The following is a 21,931-nucleotide window of genomic DNA, read 5'->3' as shown; positions in this document are numbered from 1 at the left end:
CAAAAGTATAAAACAATTAGTAAATTAGCAAATTTGAAAAATGAGAAAATGAGAAAATGAGAGAATTAACAGATTAGAAAATGGGGTAAATGCCAATAATACCAGAAAAACCAGAAATGCCAATAATACCACCAAGAGGAATAAACGGGTCGAACTTTTCGGACGGGTCGGACAGGTCAGAGGAGGGGTTGGAGGATTCGGAAGATAACGGAGAAATTCAAAAGAAGGTTAAGAGGAGTTTTGATGAAAAAAGGCTGTAAGGAGGGTGGGGTTAGCTTATAGAGAGCTTATAGGAAGCTTATACGAATCTTGGACGATTGGTATAGAAAGGGTGTGTAAAAAATTGATTAATAGTATAATACAACAAGGGTAAAAATGTTAAAAACGGGGTTTCGAGGCGAAAGAAAGAGAATCCTCACCCCGCCCCTCTCCCAAGGAGAGGGAGAATGTAGTGACGGAAAGGCGAAGAGAATTAGCAAATTAGAAAATGAGAAAATTGGGTGGTGTTGGGGTCTTAGTCCATAGGCACTAGGGAGGAAGTGTGACAGAAAAGAGAATTGTTATATATCAAACAGACATCTATTTATCTATCGCCTACAACAAAGTGTTTCCACACAATGGATTTCTTTTGGTAATAATCAGTGATAAGTTGAGAAGGTCGCTTCTTTTTAAAGAAGTGAAATCTTTTATAGAAATGAAGATGTGCTTTCACAATCGCCCACAAAAAGCAGGGTTTGCCCTGCAAAAGGAAACGCACTCCTGCAATGCCGTCCAACACCATACGGAGGAAGAGCGTAGTGTAAAGGCTTTTGGAAGGGAGGTTTTTCAGTAACATAAAAAGACTGTTGCGGAAGTTGAGGTAGGTTTTCTTAGGGTTGGTAGCCGTGAGTGTTGCTCCTCCCACGTGATAGACGGTACTCTCGGCGCAATACACTACCTGCTTGCCGAGGTGATGTACCCGCCAACACAAGTCGACTTCTTCTTGATGTGCGAAGAAATCTTCGTCGAAGCCACCTAATAGGTGGAATATTTCTGCGCGAATAAAAAAGCACGCCCCCGATGCCCAGAAGATAGGGGAGGGGGAAGGGGTGTTGTACTGACCTTTATCTTCTTCTACGTGCTCAAATACTCTCCCCCTGCAATATGGGAACCCGTACTTGTCGATAAAGCCCCCAGCTGCTCCTGCGTACTCGAAATAAGAGGGGCGTTTTTCATCTTTTATCTTGGGTTGTACTACGGCAATGCGTTCGTCTTCAAAAGTGCGTAAGATGGGAGTGAGCCAGCCTTCGGTTACTCGTACATCGGAGTTGAGCAGACAGTAGATATCAGCTTCAATGTGTTGTAAAGCGTGATTATACCCCCCTGCATACCCACTATTAGTAGGGTTTTCTAGGATAGTTACTTCGGGGAAGTGTGAGCGTAGAAAAGCGACGGAATCGTCGGTAGAAGCATTGTCAATCACATAGATTTGCCCTTCGGCAGCATATTGTACTACCGAGGGGAGGAATTGTTGCAACAGTGTTTTGCCGTTCCAGTTGAGTATTACGATGGCGAGAGTCATAGTGTGAGGTCGTTATAATGAGGAAGGTCTGCTAAGAATATATATTTGTATTGGTTATAGTCTGTTTGGCAATAATAATGAGAAATGCCGTTAGTGACCATTAGGTATTGGGCATTGAGGCTGAGGTTATAGCGTGCAATCTGGTCGAATGTTTGTTGGGTGATAGTCACGCTAGGCGCTTTGCATTCCACTACCAAGAGCACTACTCCTTTTTTGGAATAGACTACGACGTCGTAACGCTTAGTGAGTCCGTTTACAGAGAGCTTTTTCTCGACATTGATAAGCGATTTTGGATAACCTTTTTCTTCTATGAGGAAATGTACTACGTGTTGGCGCACCCATTCTTCGGGTTGTAGTACCACGTACTTGCGACGAATGAGGTCGAATATCCACAGCTTATCGTCAGCTTTTTTCAGGCGAAAAGAGTAGTTTTTGAAATTTAGAGCTTCCATACTGCAAAAGTAGAATATTTTTTGTATTTTTGCACTATGAATGAAGTAAAAACTATTGTAGCTAACATAAAAAAAGGAATTATAGCCCCTATCTACTTCCTGATGGGGGAAGAACCTTATTTCATAGATATCGTTTCTGATTACATTGAAGACCACGTATTACAAGAAGACCAAAAGGGATTTGACCAGATAGTGCTCTATGGTCAAGACGTGAGCGTGCCGACTATTATCGACTATGCACGTCGGTTCCCGATGATGAGCGACCACCAAGTGATTATCGTAAAAGAGGCGCAAAACCTTAAAAGCACTATCGACCAACTCGTGCCTTATGTAGAAAACCCTACGCCTACGACCGTACTGGTGTTCTGTTACAAATACGAGAAGTTAGACGCTCGCAAGAAATTGCTGAAAACCTTGCAAAAGAATAAGGATTGCGTGCTCTTGGAAAGCAAAAAGCTCTACGAGAATCAGATAGCTACGTGGTTACCTGATGTGTTGAAGAAGAAACATCTCAGCATTCAGCCTAAAGCGATACAGATGTTAGTAGATTTCTTGGGTACCGACCTAAGTAGGATACAAAACGAGGTAAACAAATTGGCGCTCATCGTCCCCGAAAATACAGAAGTAACGCCTGATATTATAGAGAAGAACATAGGAATTAGCAAGGAGTTTAATAATTATGAACTCAAGAATGCTATTGCAGTTCACGATATGTACAAGATAACGCGTATCTTGAAACACTTCGCCGATAATCCTAAGGACAACCCTTTGGTGATGACACTCACGGTGCTTTACGGTTATTTCCAACAACTCTTAGGCTTTCATGGTCTTACCGACCAAAGTGAAAAGAATGTAATGGCGACCCTAAAAGTACCTATCTTTGGCATCAAAGACCTTCGTTCAGGCGCTCAACACTACCCAATGAAGCGCGTAAGCGCCATCATAGCTACCTTGCGCGAAATAGACCTAAAAAGCAAAGGATTAGGAGCTACTAATAACCTCACAGAAGCTGACCTCCGCAAAGAACTTATTATAATGCTTAGTACTCAATGATAAATCGTTACTGTGGCGTACACCAGTAATTTGTACATATAAAGAAGGCTGTCGAACAAACTTATCTGTTCAACAGCCTTTTTATTCTATGTCACACTGTGACTGCCTGCCACGCTATAGTCTACCAACGGATGATAGCACTTGCCCAAGTAAAGCCACTACCAAAGGCAGCAAGTACTACGAGGTCTCCGTCCTTGATTTTGCCTTGTTGAACTGCTTCGGTAAGGGCGATAGGTATAGAAGCTGCGGTAGTGTTACCGTACTTCATTATATTGTTGAATATTTGTTCATCGGTGAGTTTGAATTGGTGTTGTACAAACTGTGAGATACGCAAATTAGCTTGGTGAGGAATCAACATATTAATATCTTTGTGAGAAAGACCATTGCTTTTCAATCCCTCTTCTATCACTTCCGCAAAGCGAACCACAGCATTTTTAAATACAAACTGACCGTTCATATTAGGGTAATAACTCACATCGTTAGGGTCGTTTTCTGCCAATAATTCGGTTACCCATTTGGTACCTACCCCTGGGGTAATCATTGCTAATTGTTCGGCGTATTCACCTTGGCTATGCAAGTGAGTGGAGAGAATACCGCGCTCGGGGTCATCAGAACGAGAGACAATAGCAGCGCCTGCACCATCGCCAAAGAGCACTGCCATATTGCGACCGCGAGTGGTCATATCCAGTGCGGGCGATTGGGTTTCAGCACCTATCACAAGGATATTTTTGTACATACCCGTTTTGATATACTGGTCGGCTACTGAAAGGGCATAGATAAAGCCCGAACATTGGTTGCGAATATCAAGAGCTCCCACAGTAGGCAAACCCAATTCTTTTTGTACCAATACCCCACAACCAGGGAAATAGAAGTCGGGACTGAGGGTTGCAAATACAATAAAGTCTATTTCTTCTTTATTGATTTTAGCGGCTTCAATAGCTTTCAAACTTGCTTTTACACCCATTGAGGTAGTAGTGTCACTACCTCTTAGTGCGTGATGACGCTGCTGAATACCGGTGCGCTCTTGAATCCATTCATCGCTGGTATCCATTAGTTTGGATAGGTCGTCGTTAGTAACTACGTTTTCAGGGACGTAAAATCCTAATCCCTTAATTCTTGAACGATATAACATATTTTTAGTTTTTAGTTGTCTAAATATATACTTCCAATAAATCCATTCCTTTGGTTTTTACCTCTAATTTGTGACAAGAAGCAGGTAAAAGCACTGTTTCACCTTGCTTGATAGGTAATTCGGTAGTGCCATCACCTATTATACCTTCGCCTTTTACGCACATATAGATATGGAAAGAATCGTCTTGTGAAAGTTGTTTTTCATAGCCTGCGGTAAGCGGTAGCAAATTGGTAATAAAATAAGGACAATTCACCACTTTGTTTACCGTGTTAGTGTCTTTGGTATAAGCCACTTTAAAGTCGTCTTTTTTCTCGTAGTCGATTGCATCGAGAGCGAGTTCAGTGTGGAGTTCACGCAGGTTACCATTTTTATCACGACGGTTGAAGTCGTACACGCGGTAGGTGATGTCGCTGGTTTGTTGTATTTCGGCAATGATAATTCCCTTACCTATGGCGTGTACTTTGCCCGTGTTGATGAAGAAAGTATCACCATCTTTTACTTTTTCGTAGTTGAGAATATCGGTGAGTGTACCACTATTGAGGTGCTGTTGATACTCCTCTTTGGTTACTGTTTTGTTGAAGCCTACAATCAGTTCAGCTCCTGCATCGGCGTGAAGCACATACCACATTTCTGTTTTACCAAAAGAGTTGTGGCGTTCTTTAGCGAGTTTATCATTAGGGTGCACTTGTATAGAGAGGTCTTCGCATGCATCTATAAACTTAATAAGGATAGGGAAATTGTGACCAAAACGCTCGTGCACGTGTTTGCCTAATAGTTCATTAGGGTACAAATCAATGAGTTCTTGCAGACTTTTACCTTCAAGAGCCCCATTGGCTACTACTGAGATATCGCCTGGCACGCCTGATACTTCCCAACTTTCGCCTGTAATATCGCTTTCAATAGGTTTGTTGAATAATGTTTTTAGTTTAGTACCTCCCCAAAGGCGCTCTTTGAGGATAGGTTTAAATTTTATTGGATACATTTTTATTAAGGTTGTTAGTTAAAGTGCAAAGATACGAATATTTTTTTAATTAGCCAATCAGTTGTTAGCACATTTACTAATCATTTTAAGTTTTTCAGCATAAATTGTGTCATAATCTCTGCTGCTTGCGCTTCTTTCGACGTAAACAAATGATCTCCCTTTTCAATGAGATTTACTTTACAATGTTTATAGAAATAAGGCAGATTTTCACTGTAAGTATAAGAGAGCATTCTATCGCCCGTACCGTGAATTACCAATACATTGCCTTTATATGCTCTCGCTTTCTGAATGAGTTTGCATCGTTGTGCTGAGAGGATATAGTCCTTCCCTACAGTTACTTTCCCTCCAAAAAAGGAAAGCTCTTCAGGTACATTCAATGGGTCGAAAGTGGCATCGAATAGTACCCCTTGTGATAGTATGTCGTGAATTGTAGAAGCAGGTGCTAACAAGCCTAATGCTTTAACGTTTTTCTTCCCTAATTCTGCACTCAAAAGCATCGCTATAGCCCCTCCTTGCGAGTGTCCTATCAAGCCTATTTTTCCTACGAAAGGGAGTCTTTTAGTAAATGCCATTATGCGCCGTGCATCTTCTAACTCATTATCTAACGACATTTTCTTAAAATCTCCGTCACTTTCGCCGTGTGCGTTAAAGTCAAAGCGTACTGAGGCAATACCGTGTGTCGCTAAGCTATCTGCCAAAGTAGCATATAGCTTTTTGTCTTTATTGCTAGTCAGTGCGTGAAAGATAATCACGGTAGGGATTTTCTGAGACTTTTTCACAGTATCAGGAGTGGTTACCACTCCGCGAAGTGTTCCTACAGCTCCCTGAATAGTTACAGGTTCAGTTTTGGCATTTACCAAGTTAATAGCAACTAAAAAAGTAAAAATTATATTCCTAAGTTTCATATATTTGAATTATTAAACAGTTATTAGTATCTAATCATTATTCATTAACCATTAATCATTATGTCTGTACACTTCCTCAAACGGCAATCTAAACCTTTCACCCCAGATACCGCGCTGTTCACGAAGTCCACAAGTAATCACCATATTCACTTCTACCCCGCAAGGTAAGTGTAATAACTTCTTAATGCGTCTGCTATCGTAACCCTCTAACGGACAAGTATCGTAACCCTCCTCTGCCATTGCTAGCATAAAGGTCTGTGCTACGAGTCCACAGCTTTTGTGTACACTTACGCGAATATCGCCTTCCGAGAGCTGTTGCATCATAGGGCGAAACCAACTGGTAACCACCCCAAACGCTTTGCGGAAGAGCCCTAGTAGCCCAAAAAATCTACTATACACAAAAGGCATCAGCTTACTGTAATACGCCTCTTTATCCTTAATACGCTTGGCTTGCCTTTCGGGCGGACTGTTCCGCTGTACATTGCCACGCTCAAACTCCAAGATAGCACGAGCGTGAGCGCGGTGTTTGTCCTGACGAGTAACGAATACCACCATTTGTTGTGCCGTGGTAGCCGTACGCTGGTCGAGGCAGGCGTGTGCTAATTTCTCTAACAAAGCCTTATCGGTGATGTGGTAGAGCTCGTACAACTGCATATTAGAGCTGGTAGGTGCCAGTGTGGCGAGTTTAAGACATTCGCGCACCTTCTCCTCACTTATGGGTGTAGGCGCATAATAACGCACCGCTCTCCTAAAGTTCAATATATCTTTTAACATAGTTCGTTAGTTTTTAGTCATCGTAAGGGCAAAAGACAATTCGCTCACATATAATTAGTTCGCCAAAGACAAACCCTTCTGAATCGTTCACCCTGCCCGGTTTGACTCTATTACTAAAACACAAAAGTACAACTTTTCCTCAATATAAACAATAGTAATATTTCTTTCATATCATTTCACATACATACTATCTATTACTGTCTTTGCCTTTTCTCTTTTACCTCCTTTTCCCAACTTCTCCGATTTTTCTCCGAAAGTACGCGACTAAACACCTTTCCATTTCACAAGGCGCAGCCTTGATTTTGTTTAAATTTTGTTTAATTTCTGAGGCACAGCCTCATTCCTCTAACTCAGGCTCCCACCTTTTTCCTAACAAAAAAGAGACCACCTTCTTGGCAGTCTCTCTTTGTTTATTAAGTAAAATAATAACCTATGAAAACATTTCTTTTACTTTCTCAAAAAACGATTTCTCGTTCTTGTCGGGTTTAGGAGCGAAGTTCTCGTCTTCTTGCATTTCCTTAAAGAAAGCTTTTTGCTTGTCGGTGAGCTTTTTAGGTGTCCATACATTCACGTGAATGATAAGGTCACCAGTACCACGCCCTTGCAAGTTAGGTATACCTTTACCGCGCAAGCGCAATATCTTTCCTGACTGTATTCCCTCGTCTAGTTTAATGCGTACCTTTCCTGTAACCGTTTCAATCTCTTTAGAAACACCTAAAACCGCTTCAGGAAAACTAATATAAAGGTCGTAATGCAAGTTGTCGCCTTCGCGTTTTAAGGTTTCGTGTTCTTGTTCTTCGATGAGCACAAGCAGATCACCCGCTACACCATTCTTCGTAGGCGCTTCATTACCCTTGTTGTTTATCTTTAACTGAATACCATCTATCACTCCTGCAGGAATTGTGATAGGAATAGTCTCTTCTATGGTTTTTAATCCTTGCGAATCGCTGTCAGCACCACGTTTGTCAATCACTTCGCCCGAGCCTCCACAAGCAGTACAAGTAGTAGCCGTTTGCATTACGCCTAGCATCGTATTCATTTGGCGTACTACCTGTCCGCGTCCGTGACAAGTAGGACAAGTTTTATAGGTAGTATCTTCAGCTTTTACCTTACGGCGTACTTTTACTTTCTTCTCAGTACCTTTTACGATATCTTCAAGCGTAACTTTCACCCGTATACGCAAGTTTTCTCCTTTTACGTACACTTGTTGCTGACCGCTTCCTCCCCCGAAACCACTAAAACCACTAAAGCCCGAGAAATGTCCACCAAAAATATCTCCAAACTGACTGAATATATCGTCCATCGAGAAGCCTCCGCCTCCCATACCTCCTTCAAAGGCAGCGTGACCAAAGCGGTCGTACTGGGCGCGTTTGTTATCATCGCTGAGCACTTCATAGGCTTCGGCAGCCAATTTAAAGTTCTCTTCAGCTTGTTTGTCACCAGGGTTCTTGTCTGGGTGATATTTCAAGGCTTGCTTCCGATATGCTTTTTTTATTTCAGCAGCGGTAGCCGTTCTCTGTACTTCTAATATTTCGTAGTAATCTTTCTTCATTCCTTCCTCCTTATTGTGCTACTACTACTTTGGGGAAACGTATTACTTTATCGCCTAATTTGTAGCCTGTTTGCACAACATCTACAATTTTGCCTTTGTCTTCAGGAGTAGGGGCAGGAATTTGGGTAACTGCATCGTGATGTTCACTGTCAAAAGTGTCGTTAGGGGCAACTTCTATTTTCTCTAATCCTTTTGATTTAAGAGTGTTTATTAGTTTATTATAGATGAGTTCCACCCCTTTAAGAGTATGTTCATCAGCCGATTTAGCCAATTCTACCAAAGCACGGTCAAAATCGTCTATTATAGGTAACAAGGCTGACAAAATGTCTTGTCCAGCAGTTTTAAAGAGCTCTGCACGTTCCTTCGCAGTGCGCTTCTTATAGTTTTCGAACTCAGCAAACAAACGCAAAAACTTGTCCTTCTCTTTTGCAAGAAGGTCTTCTGAAGTTTCTTTAACGGGCTCTTCGGGCTCTTCAACAGAAGTAGGTTCTTCAACTTCTTCCGAAGGAGTGTTATCAGTTGCCTCTTGTTCAAGTTCTAAGTCATCGTTTTTAATATCTTCGGTAATCATAATGATTCATTTTTAGTTTATTTCGTTAGTAGGTAGCAAATAATTTGCCAAAGGCTAAAAAGGTGACAATTTGACAGAAGCCCCCCAATGAGCCTCTCCTCATTCTCCCTTTGAAGGTAGCCAGCGACAGTTGGGTATGTGTAAAGGGGAATGTTACCTCCCTAGTGCCTATGACCTAAGGTCTATTGCCTTTTCTCTTTCTTTCGCCTCGAAACCCTGTTTTTAACATTTTTAGCGTTGTTCTATTATAGTATTAATCAATAACTTACATACCCTTTCTATACCAATCGTCCAAGATTCGTATAAGCTTCCTATAAGCTCTCTATAAGCTAACCCCACCCTCCTTACAGCCTTTTTTCACCAAAACTCCTCTTAGCCTTCTTTTGAATTTCTCCGTTTCTTTCCGAATCCTCCAACCTATCCTCTGACCTGCCCGACCCGTCTGAAAAGACCGACCCGTCCATTCCCCTTGGTGGTATTATTGGTATTTCTGGTATTATTGGCATTATTGGCATTTACCCCGTTTACTAATCTGTTAATTCTCTAATTTTCTCATTTCCTCATTCTCTAATTTTCTCATTCTCTCATTTTCTCATTTTCTAATTATCCAATTTTCTTACCTGGCTCACCACTATCGCTCCCGCCATTGCCACATTTAAACTTTCCGTCTGTTGCAGTTTGCCAAAACGCGGAATGGTGATAATGTCATCAGCCAAGGCGCGTACTTCGGGGCTAATACCGTTAGCTTCGTTGCCTAAGATTAGCACACAATCTTCGGGGAATTCGGTAATGTAGAGGTTCTCACCGTCCAAATCCATTGCGTATAAAGGTAGCGCACAAGTTGCCAAGAAACCTGCTAAATCCACGTAATGCACGGCAACCCTTGTGAGAGAACCCATAGTGGCTTGCACAACTTTCGGGTTGTAGCAATCCACCGTTTGGCTATTGCAGATCAGCGTTTCGATACCAAACCAATCGCAGAGGCGGATAAGCGTACCTAAATTACCAGGGTCTTGCACATTGTCTAAGGCGAGGATTACACCCTCTTGCAAGATGCCCTTATGTTGGCGTTGGTGGAAAATCGCCAAGCCCTCATCGGGATTTTTAAGGCTACTCACCTTCCGCAGTTCCTCTTTGCTCACTAAGGTAATAGGCTGACCGTTCAGCGCTGTGGCAAACACTTCGGTAGCGATAAGTAACTCTAAACGGTAACCCGCTTGCAGAAATTCCACAATGCTCTTTTTCCCCTCTACTATAAAGAGATTCAGCTCATTGCGGTATTTCTTCTGTTGTAATTTCTGAATTAATTTTACTTGATTTTTGCTAAGCATAAAATAATTATGTATTTTTGCCAAAAAATGATAAGGCTTGCACCTTAGAAATTAAACAAATCTATTCAAATCAAACAAATAAAAGGTTGCTTTTTGTTTCATTTGTTGTGGTTTGCTCGATTTCTCTCCCTTTAGGGAGATTCTTTTAATTTGTTCAATTTCTCTCCTAAAAAAGAGATTTATTTCTTTGAAAATTCTTATTATTGAGCTCTAAAAACAAAAACTTGTGAGAAAATCTCTTTCCCAACTAAGCGTTATCAGTCTGTTATTCGTGTTAGCCATTGCTCTCTTTTCGTGCGATGCTACCAAGCGTGTCCCTAACGACCGCCATTTGCTCCGTGAAAACCTCGTATATGTGAATGGCACTAAGACCGACGATGCAAAGATAAACAATTTTGTATTACAAAAGCCCAATTCGTATGTTTTAGGAATGCCTATCAGTCTATATATCTACAATTTAGGAAACCCTAATGCCGAAAAGGATTTTGTCCAATGGCTCGATACACACCCTCGTTGGCATAGGTTTTTAGATGGTTTTCTCTCTAAAAAACAAGTAGGTCGCTTACAGAAGTCGTTTTTCGTTTCAGGCATCGATCACCAGTTGCAGAAGATAGGCGAAGCCCCATCGGTTTTAGATACAGCACGCGTACACAAATCCACTAAGCAGTTGGGAGCTTATTTCAGAAGTATAGGCTATTTCAATAACAAAGTAACTGATAGCATCTTCATTCTCCCTAATGAAGAAAAACAACAAGCCAAAGTGGGCTATTATATCACTACCGGCGAGCGCTATTATATCGATAGCTTGAAGACGCATATCACTTCTCCTGAAATAGATTCAGTTTACCAGCAAAACAAGGCAAAAACGTTCCTAAAATCAGGAGCCCCTTACCAGCTTACCGATTTTAGCAATGAACGTTCACGCCTATACGAGCTCTTTCGCAACAACGGTTTTTATACCTTTCAGCAAAGCTCTATCAACTTCCAAATCGAGCGCGATACGGTTACAACTCAAAAAGACAACAAACTGCAAGTAACTACTGATATAGGCGACCTTATAGAACGCGATGGCGATGTAATTACCGCCAAGAAGTATAAGATGCACTACATCAATAAAGTACGTCTGTATACCGATTACGACAACAAGGTAGATAAGAGCTCTTTAGATTCTTTGGAGTATCGCAATATGATTATTTATTACAAGGACAAGTTGCGTTATCGTCCACGGGTGTTGTATCACGCTACAAGCCTCAAAAAAGGACAAATCTACTCCGATTTAGAGCGCGGAAATACCTACCGACAGTTCAACAACCTGCGCGTGTTCCGCTACCCAAATATGGACTTCAAATACGCTACCAATGACACCTTGCAAAACAAACTCGATGCCAATATCTACCTTTCGTCCTTAGATAAGTTTTCATTGCGACTTACCAATGAGGTAAAGCGTTCTGAGATTGAGGCGATAGGTTTTGGGGTAGGAACTTCGTTTGCAGCACGCAATGTCTTTCGTGGAGCAGAAACCTTAGAACTGAACTTGCAAGGTACTTTTGCCTCGCAACCTACGCTTAAAGATACACGCTTTTTCAATACCTCAGAAGTCAGTGGTGATATACGTTTCATCTTTCCTTCTATCGTTTTCCCACTGAATACGCGCAAGCTCATCCCCTATTATATGACCCCACAAACTATCTTGCAAACAGGTATGAGCTACCAAACAAATATAGGGCTCGACAAACGTACCACTTCGGGTTTGTTGCGCTATGTATGGAATCCGCGTAAGCAGAAGAACAAAGTCATTTTCGATTTGATAAACGTACAATACGTAAACAATATCAACCCAGGTAATTTCTTCAATATTTACCAAAGTACTTATGAAAGGCTGAACGATATTGCCAAAAAATACAGTTTAGGTAGCCGATATGTAGACGACAAAGGCAATCTTACCCCTACTGAGGGGACTTTTAACTTTATAAATGATGTATTCGAAAGGAATTTGGTAGTTCAAGGTGAAGATATTTTGCCTATATATGCTATTTCTGAACGCTATCGTCGTATTACAAATAATGACTTTATTGTATCAAGTAGTTTTACTTATATCATCAATAGCAAATCACAGTTTTTTGAACGCAACTTCTCACAATTGCGTTTCAAGATAGAAGGAGCGGGGAGTTTGCTCAATGCTTTGACAGCTACTTATAAAGTGGTCAATACCGAAGGTAGTACTAAGAATAAGATTTTTGGGGTAGAATACGCTCAATATGCCAAAGCTGAGGTCGATTTTATCAAGCACTTCCCCATAGCCAAACAGAGTTCATTAGCATTCCGTTCCTTCTTAGGGATAGCTATCCCTTATGGTAACTCCGATAATATTCCGTTTTCACAAAGCTACTTTGCCGGAGGTACTACCGATAACCGTGGTTTTAAAGCCTATCGTTTAGGACCTGGTTCAAGTGGTTCGATTTTAGATTACAACGAAGCCAATATGAAGATTACGCTCAATCTCGAATATCGTTTCCCTATCTTAGGGGCACTCAAAGGTGCCCTCTTCACCGATGTCGGAAATATCTGGAACGTAGCCGATGATACTCGTTTTGATCAATACAAGTTTAAAGACCTTTCTTCATTAAAAGATGTGGGGTTAAGTACCGGATTTGGGTTGCGTTACGACTTCAACTTCTTTGTAATTCGCCTCGATATGGGTATACCTACATATGACCCTGCCGAAGAAATGAGCAACCGCTGGATAAAGAAATTCAGAATTAAAGAAACCGTGTTCAACTTCGGTATCAACTATCCGTTTTAAGTGTAGTATGAGTACAAGCTGAGTAAAGAGGGTGTCCAAAAAGTCTAAAAATCGTCACATACCTAGCTCCAAGTATTTGCTGGCTTTGCATCGCAAACTTTGCCAAAGTTTTAAATTTTGGCAAAGTTGAAAACTAACTAATAATCAATCATATTTTCATTGCATTTATAGGGGAATTTTGTAAAGGCTCTTCAAGGCAAAACTTTCCGAACAAGCTCTTTTTACCTTTTATCTTTTACCTTTTATCTATTAAGAGAGTCCTGTGATAACTCCCTCGTCATCTATATCCATACCTTCGGCGGCAGGCACACTGGGGAGTCCCGGCATACGCACAGTATCGCCTAAGATTGGGATTACAAAGCCCGCCCCTGAGGCAAACTCAAACTCTCGCACGGTTACCTCAAAATCGGTAGGACGAGCGAGCTTCTTCTCGTCATCACTGAGCGATTTAGGCGTCTTCACTATACAAATAGGCATTTTATCAAAGCCTAATGTTTTGATTTGCTTCAACTGACTTACGGCTTTACTGTTGTAATTCACCTTGCTCGCTCCGTAAATCTTAGTAGCTACTGCTGTTATTTTCTCTTCTATACTCGCTTCATTGCTGTATAGCGGACTAAAATGACTCTCACCACTTTGGGCTATAGCCACGACAGCGCGAGCAAGTTCCTCGGTACCTTTACCTCCTTCACTAAACCCTTTACTTACAATCGCTTCTACCCCTTTTTGAGCACATACTTCTTTTACATAGGCTATCTCTTCTTCACTATCGTTAGGGAAATAGTTAATCGCTACTACTGCTTTGAGACCAAAAAGTTGCACATTCTCGATATGTTTTTCCAAATTAGCAATACCGAGTTTCACTTTTTGCAAGGAAGGAGTGTTGTACTCTTCTTTTTTAGCCCCTCCGTGATGACGCAAGGCGCGAATCGTTGCTACAATCACCACTGCATCGGGAGCTAATCCAGCTGAAGTACATTTGATATTGAGAAATTTCTCAGCCCCAAGGTCAGCGCCAAAACCTGCTTCGGTAATCACGTAGTCACCCAACGATAGTCCCATTTTGGTAGCCAATACAGTGTTCGTACCTTGTGCAATGCTAGCAAACGGGCCTCCGTGCAAGATAGCAGGATTGTTTTCAAGCGTTTGCACGAGGTTAGGCTTGATGGCTTCTTTAAGCAAAAGCGCCATAGCCCCTACCACCTTCAAGTCGCGGGCAAATACGGGGGTGCCGTCAAACTTTTTGCCTACATAGATATTACCAATACGTTTTTTCAGGTCAGAAAAACTTTCGGCAAGACATAGTATTGCCATAATTTCAGAAGCAGGAGTGATGTTAAAACCGTCTTCGCGAGGTACTCCGTGAGTAGCACCGCCTAAACCTACCACTATATGGCGTAGTGCACGGTCGTTCATATCCATTACGCGTTTCCAAACTACGGTGCGAGGGTCGATGCCAATAGAGTGTGTTTTGCTTTGGATATTATTATCAATGACAGCCGCCAATAGGTTGTTAGCCTTCTCAATAGCCGAAAAGTCGCCTGTAAAATGCAAGTTGATGTCCTCCATAGGTACCACTTGTGAGTATCCTCCACCAGCTGCCCCTCCTTTGATACCAAAAACAGGACCTAACGACGGTTCACGCAATACGACAATCGCTTTTTTGCCTATTTTGTTAAGTCCTTCCGTCAGACCAATGCTCACCGTGGTCTTGCCCTCACCAGCAGGGGTAGGGGTAATAGCCGTAACAAGCACCAACTTACTGTTTTTCATCTTCTCAGCGTCGATGAGGTGCAACGGTAGTTTAGCCTTGTATTTCCCGTAAGGGTCGAGGTCGTCCTCACTGATGTTTAATTTTTTAGCTACCTCTCTGATAGGGAGCATCTGTGCCTTTTGGGCGATTTCTAAGTCGGTCATAAACAATTGATAATTAATAGTGCGACAAAAGTACTGATTTTAGTTCAATTTTGCAAACGCCACACAAGTAGGTTTATCTACACTGATACTAAGTGACGTATCGGTGAGCTCACCTGTTGCTTCGTCACGCCGAAACACTTGTATCTTATTATCATCTCGGCAAGCTACTAAAAGATATTTACCATTGGGAGTAATCGCAAAATTGCGGGGGTGAATACCTGTGAGTTGGTATCCTACTTTTGTGAGAGTACCCTTCTTAGGGTCGATAGCAAAGATAGCAATGCCGTCTTTCTTTAATCTGTGTGAGGTATATAAGAAACGCCCATCCGGACTGATATGTATATCGGCACTGCCTCGTCCGCCGCCTTCATCAGCCATTAAGCGTTGCACTTCTTTCAGTTTGCCCTTGTGATAGCCCAGCACTACACACTCTCCGCCCAATTCGCCTATTAAATAAGCAAAACGACCATCTTTACTAAACGTAAGATGACGAGGTCCTTGTCCGTCGCTCACCTCATAAGCTACTCGCTGAGCGGTGAGTACCTCAGCGTTTTTACGTGCTTTCTTGTTGTAACGAAAGCGATACACGCGGTCGTTGCCCAAATCAGTTGCTAATATATACTTTTTATCAGGGGTGGGAATAATGCAGTGGATATGTGCCACGCGCTTGGGTGTCTTTCCTACAAAAGCAATATGTTGTGTCTCTGCTTTTAATTTACCTTCTGCATCCAGCGGAAAAACACTGATGTCGCCCCCTGTATAATTAGCCGTAATTACATAGTTACCGTCAGTAACAATATGACAAGGGTCAGCACCCGCCTGTTTCGGTTCTTCCTCAGAACTCTCCTTAGGGACAGTGGATTGAAAAACAGGATAACTTAAATGCGCTTTATCTTGACTCAAATCAAACGAATAAACTCCTTGTCGCCCGTCGTTATATTCGCTTACTGCGTACAGATGTTTCCCATCGGGGGATAACGTCAAGAAAGAAGGATTGGCTGCGGTAGCACTGCTCAGCAGTTCGAAAGTTCCATTCTCCTGATTAAAACGATAGGTATAAATACCTTTAGAATTGCCTCCTTCGGTATAAGTGCCTACAAACATCGTCAAGTTATTAGGTTTTTCGCCTTGTGCAAATATATGAAAGGCAAACATCGATAATACCAAAGAAAGAACAGTTTGTAATTTCAGCATAACTTTTAATAATTAAAAATTGAACAATTTTGCCCCAAAGATATGAATTAATTATCAATTATTCATTGTTCATCTCAAAAAACCTTATTGTGTGCTCTATTTGCTTCTTGAGGGTAGTTACTTCCTCTTCTGCCATAAAAGAGAGATATTCCTTAAATAAAGCTGAATGATGCTCAAATTGTTTCTTTTTCCACAGTGAAGTAGCCAAAATGAGTTCAATAGCCAATATTTCTTCTATATTTTTCACTACTTGCTCGCATTTAATAGCCGAACTGCCACCCATTCCTTTGATGTCTATTGTTTTTTCAAATAAAATCGGACTCTCAATGCTTGCAGGAGTGGAAAGACGACGGTTTTCGTTCAATATTCCTTCAATAATTCGTTGGAAAATAGGGTAATCTATTTCAGTTTCTATCTCTTTACCGATATTAGAAAGCAAGTAGAACACGCGTCGCTCGCTAATATTGCCCAAGCTGGTGAGGGTAATCGCCAAAAAGTCCATTGCTAATGAGAGAGGCAGAGTATGTGAATTACCTCCGAAGATAACTTCTTGAGTTTCGGGGAAGAGAATAGGGTTATCGGTAACTGAGTTCATCTCGGTTTTAATTACCTTACGAATAGCTGCAATCGACTCTCGGACGGCTCCGTGTATTTGAGGAATAGAGCAAAAGGCTTCGGGCATAGACGAGAAGGCTTGTGGGTGCTCAGAGAGGACACTGTCTTTCAGAAGCATACGAAGATGTTCTGCCGTTTCTACAAGTCCTTTGTGCGGACGTACCACTTGCATTGCTTCCGAGAATGCCGAGAGGTTGCCTCCAAATACTTGTGTGGAAACCGATGCTACAAAGTCTGCCCACTGAATAAGTTTGAGCGATTTGCTGAGGTTGTAGATGCCATAAGCAGTGGTGAGCTGGGTACCATTCAGCAGGGCATCAGCTTCGCGTCCTTCTGACGATAGAGGTTGCCAACCGTATTTGCCTTCTAACTCTTGAGCCGAATAGACTTTGTGCTGTATGCACACTTCGCCTTCACCAAACAGAGGCAAGGCAAGGTGTGCTAAGGCAATGCGTTCATCGGGGATATCTTTGGAATAAACTACAGGGAAGACCCCGTGATTATAAAAGTCGATGAGACGTTGCACCAACGCTAATCGCACCCCACTATAGCCGTAGGAGAAGGATTGTATTTTCAAGAAAAGCATCAGCTTGACAATCTCGTTAGGAATGCGCTCTCCTATGCCACAAGCATAATGGCGCAAGAGGGACATAGAGTCTACCGAAAGATTGTTCAGAGATTTGGGGTCTTTTTGGAGATAATCACTGAGAAAACGGTGACAAGTTTCAATATTAATTACCGCTTCTTCTGAGAGTTTCAGTTGTGTATCGCCTTCTATAATAGCTGTTAGTTGTTCAAGCAGAAGGACTTCGTTTGAAATGTAGTGTTCCATACGATTTACTCGTTAGTTTTTTAGTCGTTAGAAAAGTGATGCAAATAGAGGTATTCAACTTTGCCAAATTTTTTAATTGCCCGTCGTGCTACGACCTTTTTTCACGTTTCCTCAATACCGCATACAAGAAAACAAAAAACGCCAAGAAATACGCAATGCGAGCGATGTAGTCGCCCATTTGAACGTAAAATGTGAGTCCGTCGTTTAAGGCGATGGTACCTTTCAAACTACCTCGGGTGCCGTAACGAAGGGTTTTGAGTATATCTCCTCTACCATTGATAAAGGCCGAAACACCTGTATTAGCACTGCGGGCTACGCTGCGACGGGTTTCAATCGCACGCAAGCGGGTGTAACTGAGTAGCTGTTTGTAACCCTGCGTATCGCGCCACCACGCATCGTTGGTGAGAATTGCCAAGAAGTTAGCCCCTTTCTTAATATACCCCGTTACAAACTCACCATAGATAGTCTCATAGCAAATGATAGGTGCTGCCTTGCCCTCGGTGTCTACTCCTGCAAAGGCAGTGCGTTCAGGCTGGGTAGTTTTTAGGGCTACCGTACCGCCAAGGTTGATAAGGGTTTCGCCTAAAATAGGTTTTAGCACCTGCTGATAAGGGAAATTTTCCACTGCTACCACCAGTTTGCTCTTGTGATATAGTGGTACTTCAGCATTGCGATTGAGCAAGAAAGCCGAATTGTAATCGTTGTACCAAAAACCATAGTCGGGTAAGTAGTTGCTTTGTGAGGTTGTCTGGGCTTTGTCTCTTACAAACTCAATCATAGAAGCTCCTGCTATCCAGTTTACATTAGGATAGTGACTGAGTAAAGTACGCAAAATAGATACTTCCCACGAAACAGGTAAATCTTGTAACTTAATGTTTTCAGCAAAAACCGTTTCGGGAGTGATGATAAAATTCACTTGGTCGTCTATATTTTCAGTAGCAAGTTGTACCAAGAGCCTACCTACTTCTTGATTGGAAAGTGCGTATTTTTCTTGATAAGGATCAATATTAGGTTGTAAAACAATAGCATTGATTGTCTTTTTGCCTGCTTCGCTATAATTGATATACTGGAAATACGAAATCACCACAGGAATAGCAAAAAAAAGCATTGCCACCCCCACTTTTCGGGCAAATGCTTTACGGTTTTTAGTAGAAAGATAATCGGTTAAGCCTATAAAAAGTACGATATTCACAAGCCATACCCATAGTGAGCCCCCGAAAGTGCCCGTATATTCGTACCACTGTATCCACGTAACTTGTTCGGAAAAAACGTTTCCTAAGTTCAGCCAAGGCCAAGAGACGTCCCACGTGAGGTGGAATTTCTCAAAAGAGAGCCATATCGCTACTAAGAAAACGAGCGACACTTTCCGGTTCATACGTTTCGCTACGATATGATAGAGGAAGAAAGTGAGTGTCATCAAGAGAGTGTTTGCCAAAATAGCAAAAATTGCTCCTATTTGGGTAGAGTACCATATCCACCAGGTGGTGGGGATATTCCAAGTGAGAAAAGCCAAATAAGAGAGTGCAAACACCTTGCGTTTGGTATGCTGGTAATCACGCCTAATGCGCGCTTCCATTAGTAAGAGAGGTACTAAGGCAATGAATATAAGGGCAGTAATGCCGTAAGTTACCCACCCACAGGCGAGTAAAGCCCCTGAAAGCAGGGCGAGGAGTATGTTTTTCTTCATTATAGACACTTAATAATGTGGCAAAGATAAAAAACAATTGCGAATGATAAATGATAAATGATGAAAAAATGTTGTCGCCAATTCAACTTTGGCAAAGTGTCTCAAGCTCCTTTAAGCAAAAAAGCTTGAAGTCCACAAGACTTCAAGCTTTTCTCATATGAAAAGTAAAAAAATATTTATTCTAAGGTGAAATCAACCGTGCTTTTAATGTCACCAGAAGAGGTGCCTACTAAGGCTTTAAAAGTTCCTTTTTCGGCTACCCAAGCGTGTTGGTTGGGGTCGAAGAAGGAGAGGTCTTGCTTGGTGATGTGGAAAGTTACAGTTTTGGTCTCTCCTGCCTTCAAGAATACTTTCTCAAAACCTTTGAGCTCTTTGTACGGGCGTAATACTGAAGCTTCTTCGTCGTGCAAATACAGTTGTACTACTTCAGCACCATAGCGTTTGCCGGTGTTCTGTACTGTTACCGAGAAGCTGATATCGCCGTTGGTGGTCTTCTTATTGGCAGTGAGTTTGCCGTATTTGAAAGTAGTGTAAGAAAGTCCGTGACCGAAAGGGAATAGTGGTTTTACCCCTTTGGTATCGGCGTAGCGGTAGCCTACCAAAATGCCTTCATTGTAGGTAACATCTTTATCACCTGGGTATTCACCTAAAGCTACGGCTCCATTGTCCTCCAAACGCACTGGGAAAGTGAAAGGCAATTTGCCCGAAGGGGTTACATCACCGAAGAGTACATCGGCGAGGGAGTTGCCTGCTTCGGATCCTAAATACCAATCTTGTACAATGGCAGGTATGCTTTTCACCCAAGGCATCGCCATTGCATTCCCCGAAATGAGTACTACTGTTAAGTTTTTATTGGCTTTTGCCAAAGCCTTAATCACAGCATCTTGTCCGTAAGGTAAGCCGTATTGTTTGCGGTCGTTACCCTCACAATCCTGACCATCGTGTTTGTTGAGTCCGCCTATAAAGATAACTACATCAGCTTGTTTAGCGGTTTTTACAGCTTCGGCAAGGAGTTCTTGCGCCGGACGTTTATCGGTGATATCGTTGGCAGCAAGCCCGTCTTGGTCTTTGTAATCGTCGCTGGCATAGCCACGTGCATAGAGCACTTTGGCTGTATTGCCCACACGGTTTTTGATTCCGTCTAAGGGGAGTATCTCGTGAACGGCTTTAAGTGAGGAACTTCCTCCACCTACGGTCATCATTTTAATAGCATTCTCGCCTATTACGGCTATGGTTTTTGCCTTTTTAACGTCGATAGGCAATACATTTTTATCGTTTTTGAGCAGTACGATGCCTTCTTGTCCTATCTTGCGAGCGACGGCAAAGTGTTCTGGTGAGGCGAATGACCCAAAGGGTCGATTGGTTGCCATATTGGTGCGGAATACGAGTCGGAGGATATTGCGCACCTTTTCATTTACTACTTCTTCTTTTATTTCCCCCGATTTCAGTTTCTCGAGAAAAGGTTGAGCAAGGAAGTAATGGTCGTAAGCATTCGAGCGGTTTTCGACCATTCCGTCAGTCCAAGTACCAAATTCCATATCCAATCCGTGGAGGGCAGCGCCATCCGTGTTGTTCACTCCACCCCAATCGGATACTACGGCACCGTCAAAGCCCCATTCTTTTCGCAAGATGTCTTGCAATAGGTATTGGTTTTGGCAAGCCCATTGGTCTTTGTATTTGTTATAAGACCCCATTATGCTCCACGCTTTTCCCTCTTGCACAGCGGCTTTGAAAGCAGGGAGGTAAATCTCATACAGGGCGCGGTCGTCTACCTTTACATTCACTGTATGGCGGTTGATTTCTTGATTGTTAAGCGCATAGTGTTTCACACAAGCAGCCACGCCATTGGCTTGGACGCCTTGCACATAAGGCACGACCATTTTGGATGCCAAATAAGGGTCTTCACCCATATACTCGAAATTGCGCCCGTTGAGAGGAATGCGGTAGATGTTCACCCCAGGACCTAAGAGTACGTTTTTGTTGCGATAGCGGGCTTCTTCGCCTATGGCTTTCCCGTAGACTTTGCTGAGAGCGGGATTCCACGTAGCCGCAAGGCAAGTGAGGGCGGGGAAAGCGGTGCATTTATCATTTGTCCAACCTGCTTGATTCCACTCGTCCCAAAGTACTTCGGGACGTATGCCGTGAGGACCATCGGTCATCCAGTTTTCGGGAATACCCAAGCGGGGCACGCCAGGGGCACTGAACTTAGATTGAGCGTGGCACATAGCTACTTTTTCCTCTAAGGTCATTCGCGAGAGGGCATCGTCTATACGCTTCTCAATAGGTTGCGAAGCGTCTAAATAAACAGGCGTTTGCTGGGCTGAGAGCGTACCTACGGCACAGCAAAGCAGTAAAGTTTTTATATTTTTCATATTAGTCATTTTTAGTTGTTAGTTTAGTCATTTTTAGTTGTTAGTTTAGTCATTTTTAGTTGTTAGTTTAGTCATTTTTAGTTGTTAGTGTTCTTAGAATTGAGCAAATAGAAATACTACCTCTCAATAAAACAAATTTCATTTTTTTTTCAGAGATAATATTTTTGCGTTTTTTTCGTCAAAAACTAATTTTTAACA

General features: G+C 42.2%; 17 protein-coding genes. 3 read left to right on the top strand and 14 right to left on the bottom strand.

Going from position 1 to position 21,931, the window contains the following annotated elements; all coding sequences use genetic code 11:
* Positions 1–89 precede the first annotated feature (89 nt).
* A complete protein-coding gene (locus HMPREF1528_RS12685) occupies positions 90–260 on the top strand; it encodes a hypothetical protein (RefSeq protein WP_157464906.1) in 171 nt (56 codons plus the stop codon).
* Positions 261–583: 323 nt separating this feature from the next.
* On the opposite strand, the gene HMPREF1528_RS11250 is transcribed toward HMPREF1528_RS12685, so the two are convergent.
* Together HMPREF1528_RS11250 and HMPREF1528_RS11245 are read right to left on the bottom strand one after the other, a co-directional pair.
* Positions 584–1,561, bottom strand: coding sequence for a glycosyltransferase family 2 protein (locus tag HMPREF1528_RS11250; protein ID WP_016479851.1), 978 nt, complete (start codon positions 1,559–1,561; stop codon positions 584–586).
* The gene (locus HMPREF1528_RS11245) at positions 1,558–2,013 is read right to left on the bottom strand and encodes a type I restriction enzyme HsdR N-terminal domain-containing protein (protein WP_016479850.1); all 456 of its coding nucleotides are present in this window, start codon (positions 2,011–2,013) and stop codon (positions 1,558–1,560) included. Before HMPREF1528_RS11245 ends, HMPREF1528_RS11250 begins: the two co-directional genes overlap by 4 nt.
* Before the next feature lie 36 nt (positions 2,014–2,049).
* On the opposite strand from HMPREF1528_RS11245, the gene holA reads away from it, so the two are divergent.
* Positions 2,050–3,066: a DNA polymerase III subunit delta gene (gene holA, locus HMPREF1528_RS11240; RefSeq protein WP_016479849.1), complete on the top strand. Its 1,017-nt coding sequence runs from the start codon at positions 2,050–2,052 to the stop codon at positions 3,064–3,066.
* Positions 3,067–3,187: 121 nt separating this feature from the next.
* Here the strand turns inward: holA and HMPREF1528_RS11235 are convergent, their stop codons facing one another.
* The 7 genes from HMPREF1528_RS11235 to HMPREF1528_RS11205 form a co-directional block, all read right to left on the bottom strand.
* On the bottom strand, positions 3,188–4,198 hold the full coding sequence (locus HMPREF1528_RS11235) for a 3-oxoacyl-ACP synthase III family protein (RefSeq protein ID WP_016479848.1): 1,011 nt from the start codon (positions 4,196–4,198) through the stop codon (positions 3,188–3,190).
* Positions 4,199–4,217: 19 nt separating this feature from the next.
* Complete coding sequence (locus HMPREF1528_RS11230) at positions 4,218–5,180, bottom strand: type I phosphomannose isomerase catalytic subunit (RefSeq protein ID WP_016479847.1); 963 nt, start codon at positions 5,178–5,180, stop codon at positions 4,218–4,220.
* An 80-nt stretch (positions 5,181–5,260) separates the two neighbouring features.
* Entirely contained in the window at positions 5,261–6,085 is an 825-nt protein-coding gene (locus HMPREF1528_RS11225; RefSeq protein ID WP_016479846.1) for an alpha/beta hydrolase, read from the bottom strand.
* A 51-nt stretch (positions 6,086–6,136) separates the two neighbouring features.
* Positions 6,137–6,859: a nitroreductase family protein gene (locus HMPREF1528_RS11220; protein ID WP_016479845.1), complete on the bottom strand. Its 723-nt coding sequence runs from the start codon at positions 6,857–6,859 to the stop codon at positions 6,137–6,139.
* 430 nt (positions 6,860–7,289) lie between these two features.
* Entirely contained in the window at positions 7,290–8,411 is a 1,122-nt protein-coding gene (gene dnaJ / locus HMPREF1528_RS11215) for a molecular chaperone DnaJ (protein WP_016479844.1), read from the bottom strand.
* Between the two features lie 10 nt (positions 8,412–8,421).
* Positions 8,422–8,982, bottom strand: coding sequence for a nucleotide exchange factor GrpE (locus HMPREF1528_RS11210; RefSeq protein ID WP_009416985.1), 561 nt, complete (start codon positions 8,980–8,982; stop codon positions 8,422–8,424).
* A gap of 599 nt (positions 8,983–9,581) precedes the next feature.
* The gene (locus HMPREF1528_RS11205; RefSeq protein WP_016479843.1) at positions 9,582–10,313 is read right to left on the bottom strand and encodes a TrmH family RNA methyltransferase; all 732 of its coding nucleotides are present in this window, start codon (positions 10,311–10,313) and stop codon (positions 9,582–9,584) included.
* A 226-nt stretch (positions 10,314–10,539) separates the two neighbouring features.
* Between HMPREF1528_RS11205 and HMPREF1528_RS11200 the strand changes: the two genes are divergently transcribed.
* Positions 10,540–13,116, top strand: coding sequence for a BamA/TamA family outer membrane protein (locus tag HMPREF1528_RS11200; RefSeq protein WP_016479842.1), 2,577 nt, complete (start codon positions 10,540–10,542; stop codon positions 13,114–13,116).
* Between the two features lie 249 nt (positions 13,117–13,365).
* On the opposite strand, the gene HMPREF1528_RS11195 is transcribed toward HMPREF1528_RS11200, so the two are convergent.
* The 5 genes from HMPREF1528_RS11195 to HMPREF1528_RS11175 form a co-directional block, all read right to left on the bottom strand.
* Positions 13,366–15,033 carry a formate--tetrahydrofolate ligase gene (locus tag HMPREF1528_RS11195; RefSeq protein WP_016479841.1) on the bottom strand — a complete coding sequence of 556 codons (1,668 nt, stop codon included), beginning with the start codon at positions 15,031–15,033 and terminating at the stop codon, positions 13,366–13,368.
* Positions 15,034–15,072: 39 nt separating this feature from the next.
* The gene (locus HMPREF1528_RS11190) at positions 15,073–16,227 is read right to left on the bottom strand and encodes a lactonase family protein (protein WP_016479840.1); all 1,155 of its coding nucleotides are present in this window, start codon (positions 16,225–16,227) and stop codon (positions 15,073–15,075) included.
* A 58-nt stretch (positions 16,228–16,285) separates the two neighbouring features.
* The gene (locus HMPREF1528_RS11185; protein ID WP_016479839.1) at positions 16,286–17,674 is read right to left on the bottom strand and encodes an aromatic amino acid ammonia-lyase; all 1,389 of its coding nucleotides are present in this window, start codon (positions 17,672–17,674) and stop codon (positions 16,286–16,288) included.
* Positions 17,675–17,762: 88 nt separating this feature from the next.
* Positions 17,763–19,361, bottom strand: coding sequence for an apolipoprotein N-acyltransferase (gene lnt / locus HMPREF1528_RS11180; protein ID WP_016479838.1), 1,599 nt, complete (start codon positions 19,359–19,361; stop codon positions 17,763–17,765).
* 176 nt (positions 19,362–19,537) lie between these two features.
* Positions 19,538–21,742 (bottom strand): glycoside hydrolase family 3 C-terminal domain-containing protein, encoded by a 2,205-nt coding sequence (locus HMPREF1528_RS11175; RefSeq protein ID WP_198010007.1) that lies wholly within the window; start codon positions 21,740–21,742, stop codon positions 19,538–19,540.
* Between the last annotated feature and the right edge of the window lie 189 nt (positions 21,743–21,931).

It is taken from the genome of Capnocytophaga sp. oral taxon 336 str. F0502 (assembly GCF_000411575.1).
Taxonomy (GTDB): domain Bacteria; phylum Bacteroidota; class Bacteroidia; order Flavobacteriales; family Flavobacteriaceae; genus Capnocytophaga; species Capnocytophaga ochracea.
This window is presented reverse-complemented; position numbering and strand designations above follow the sequence as displayed.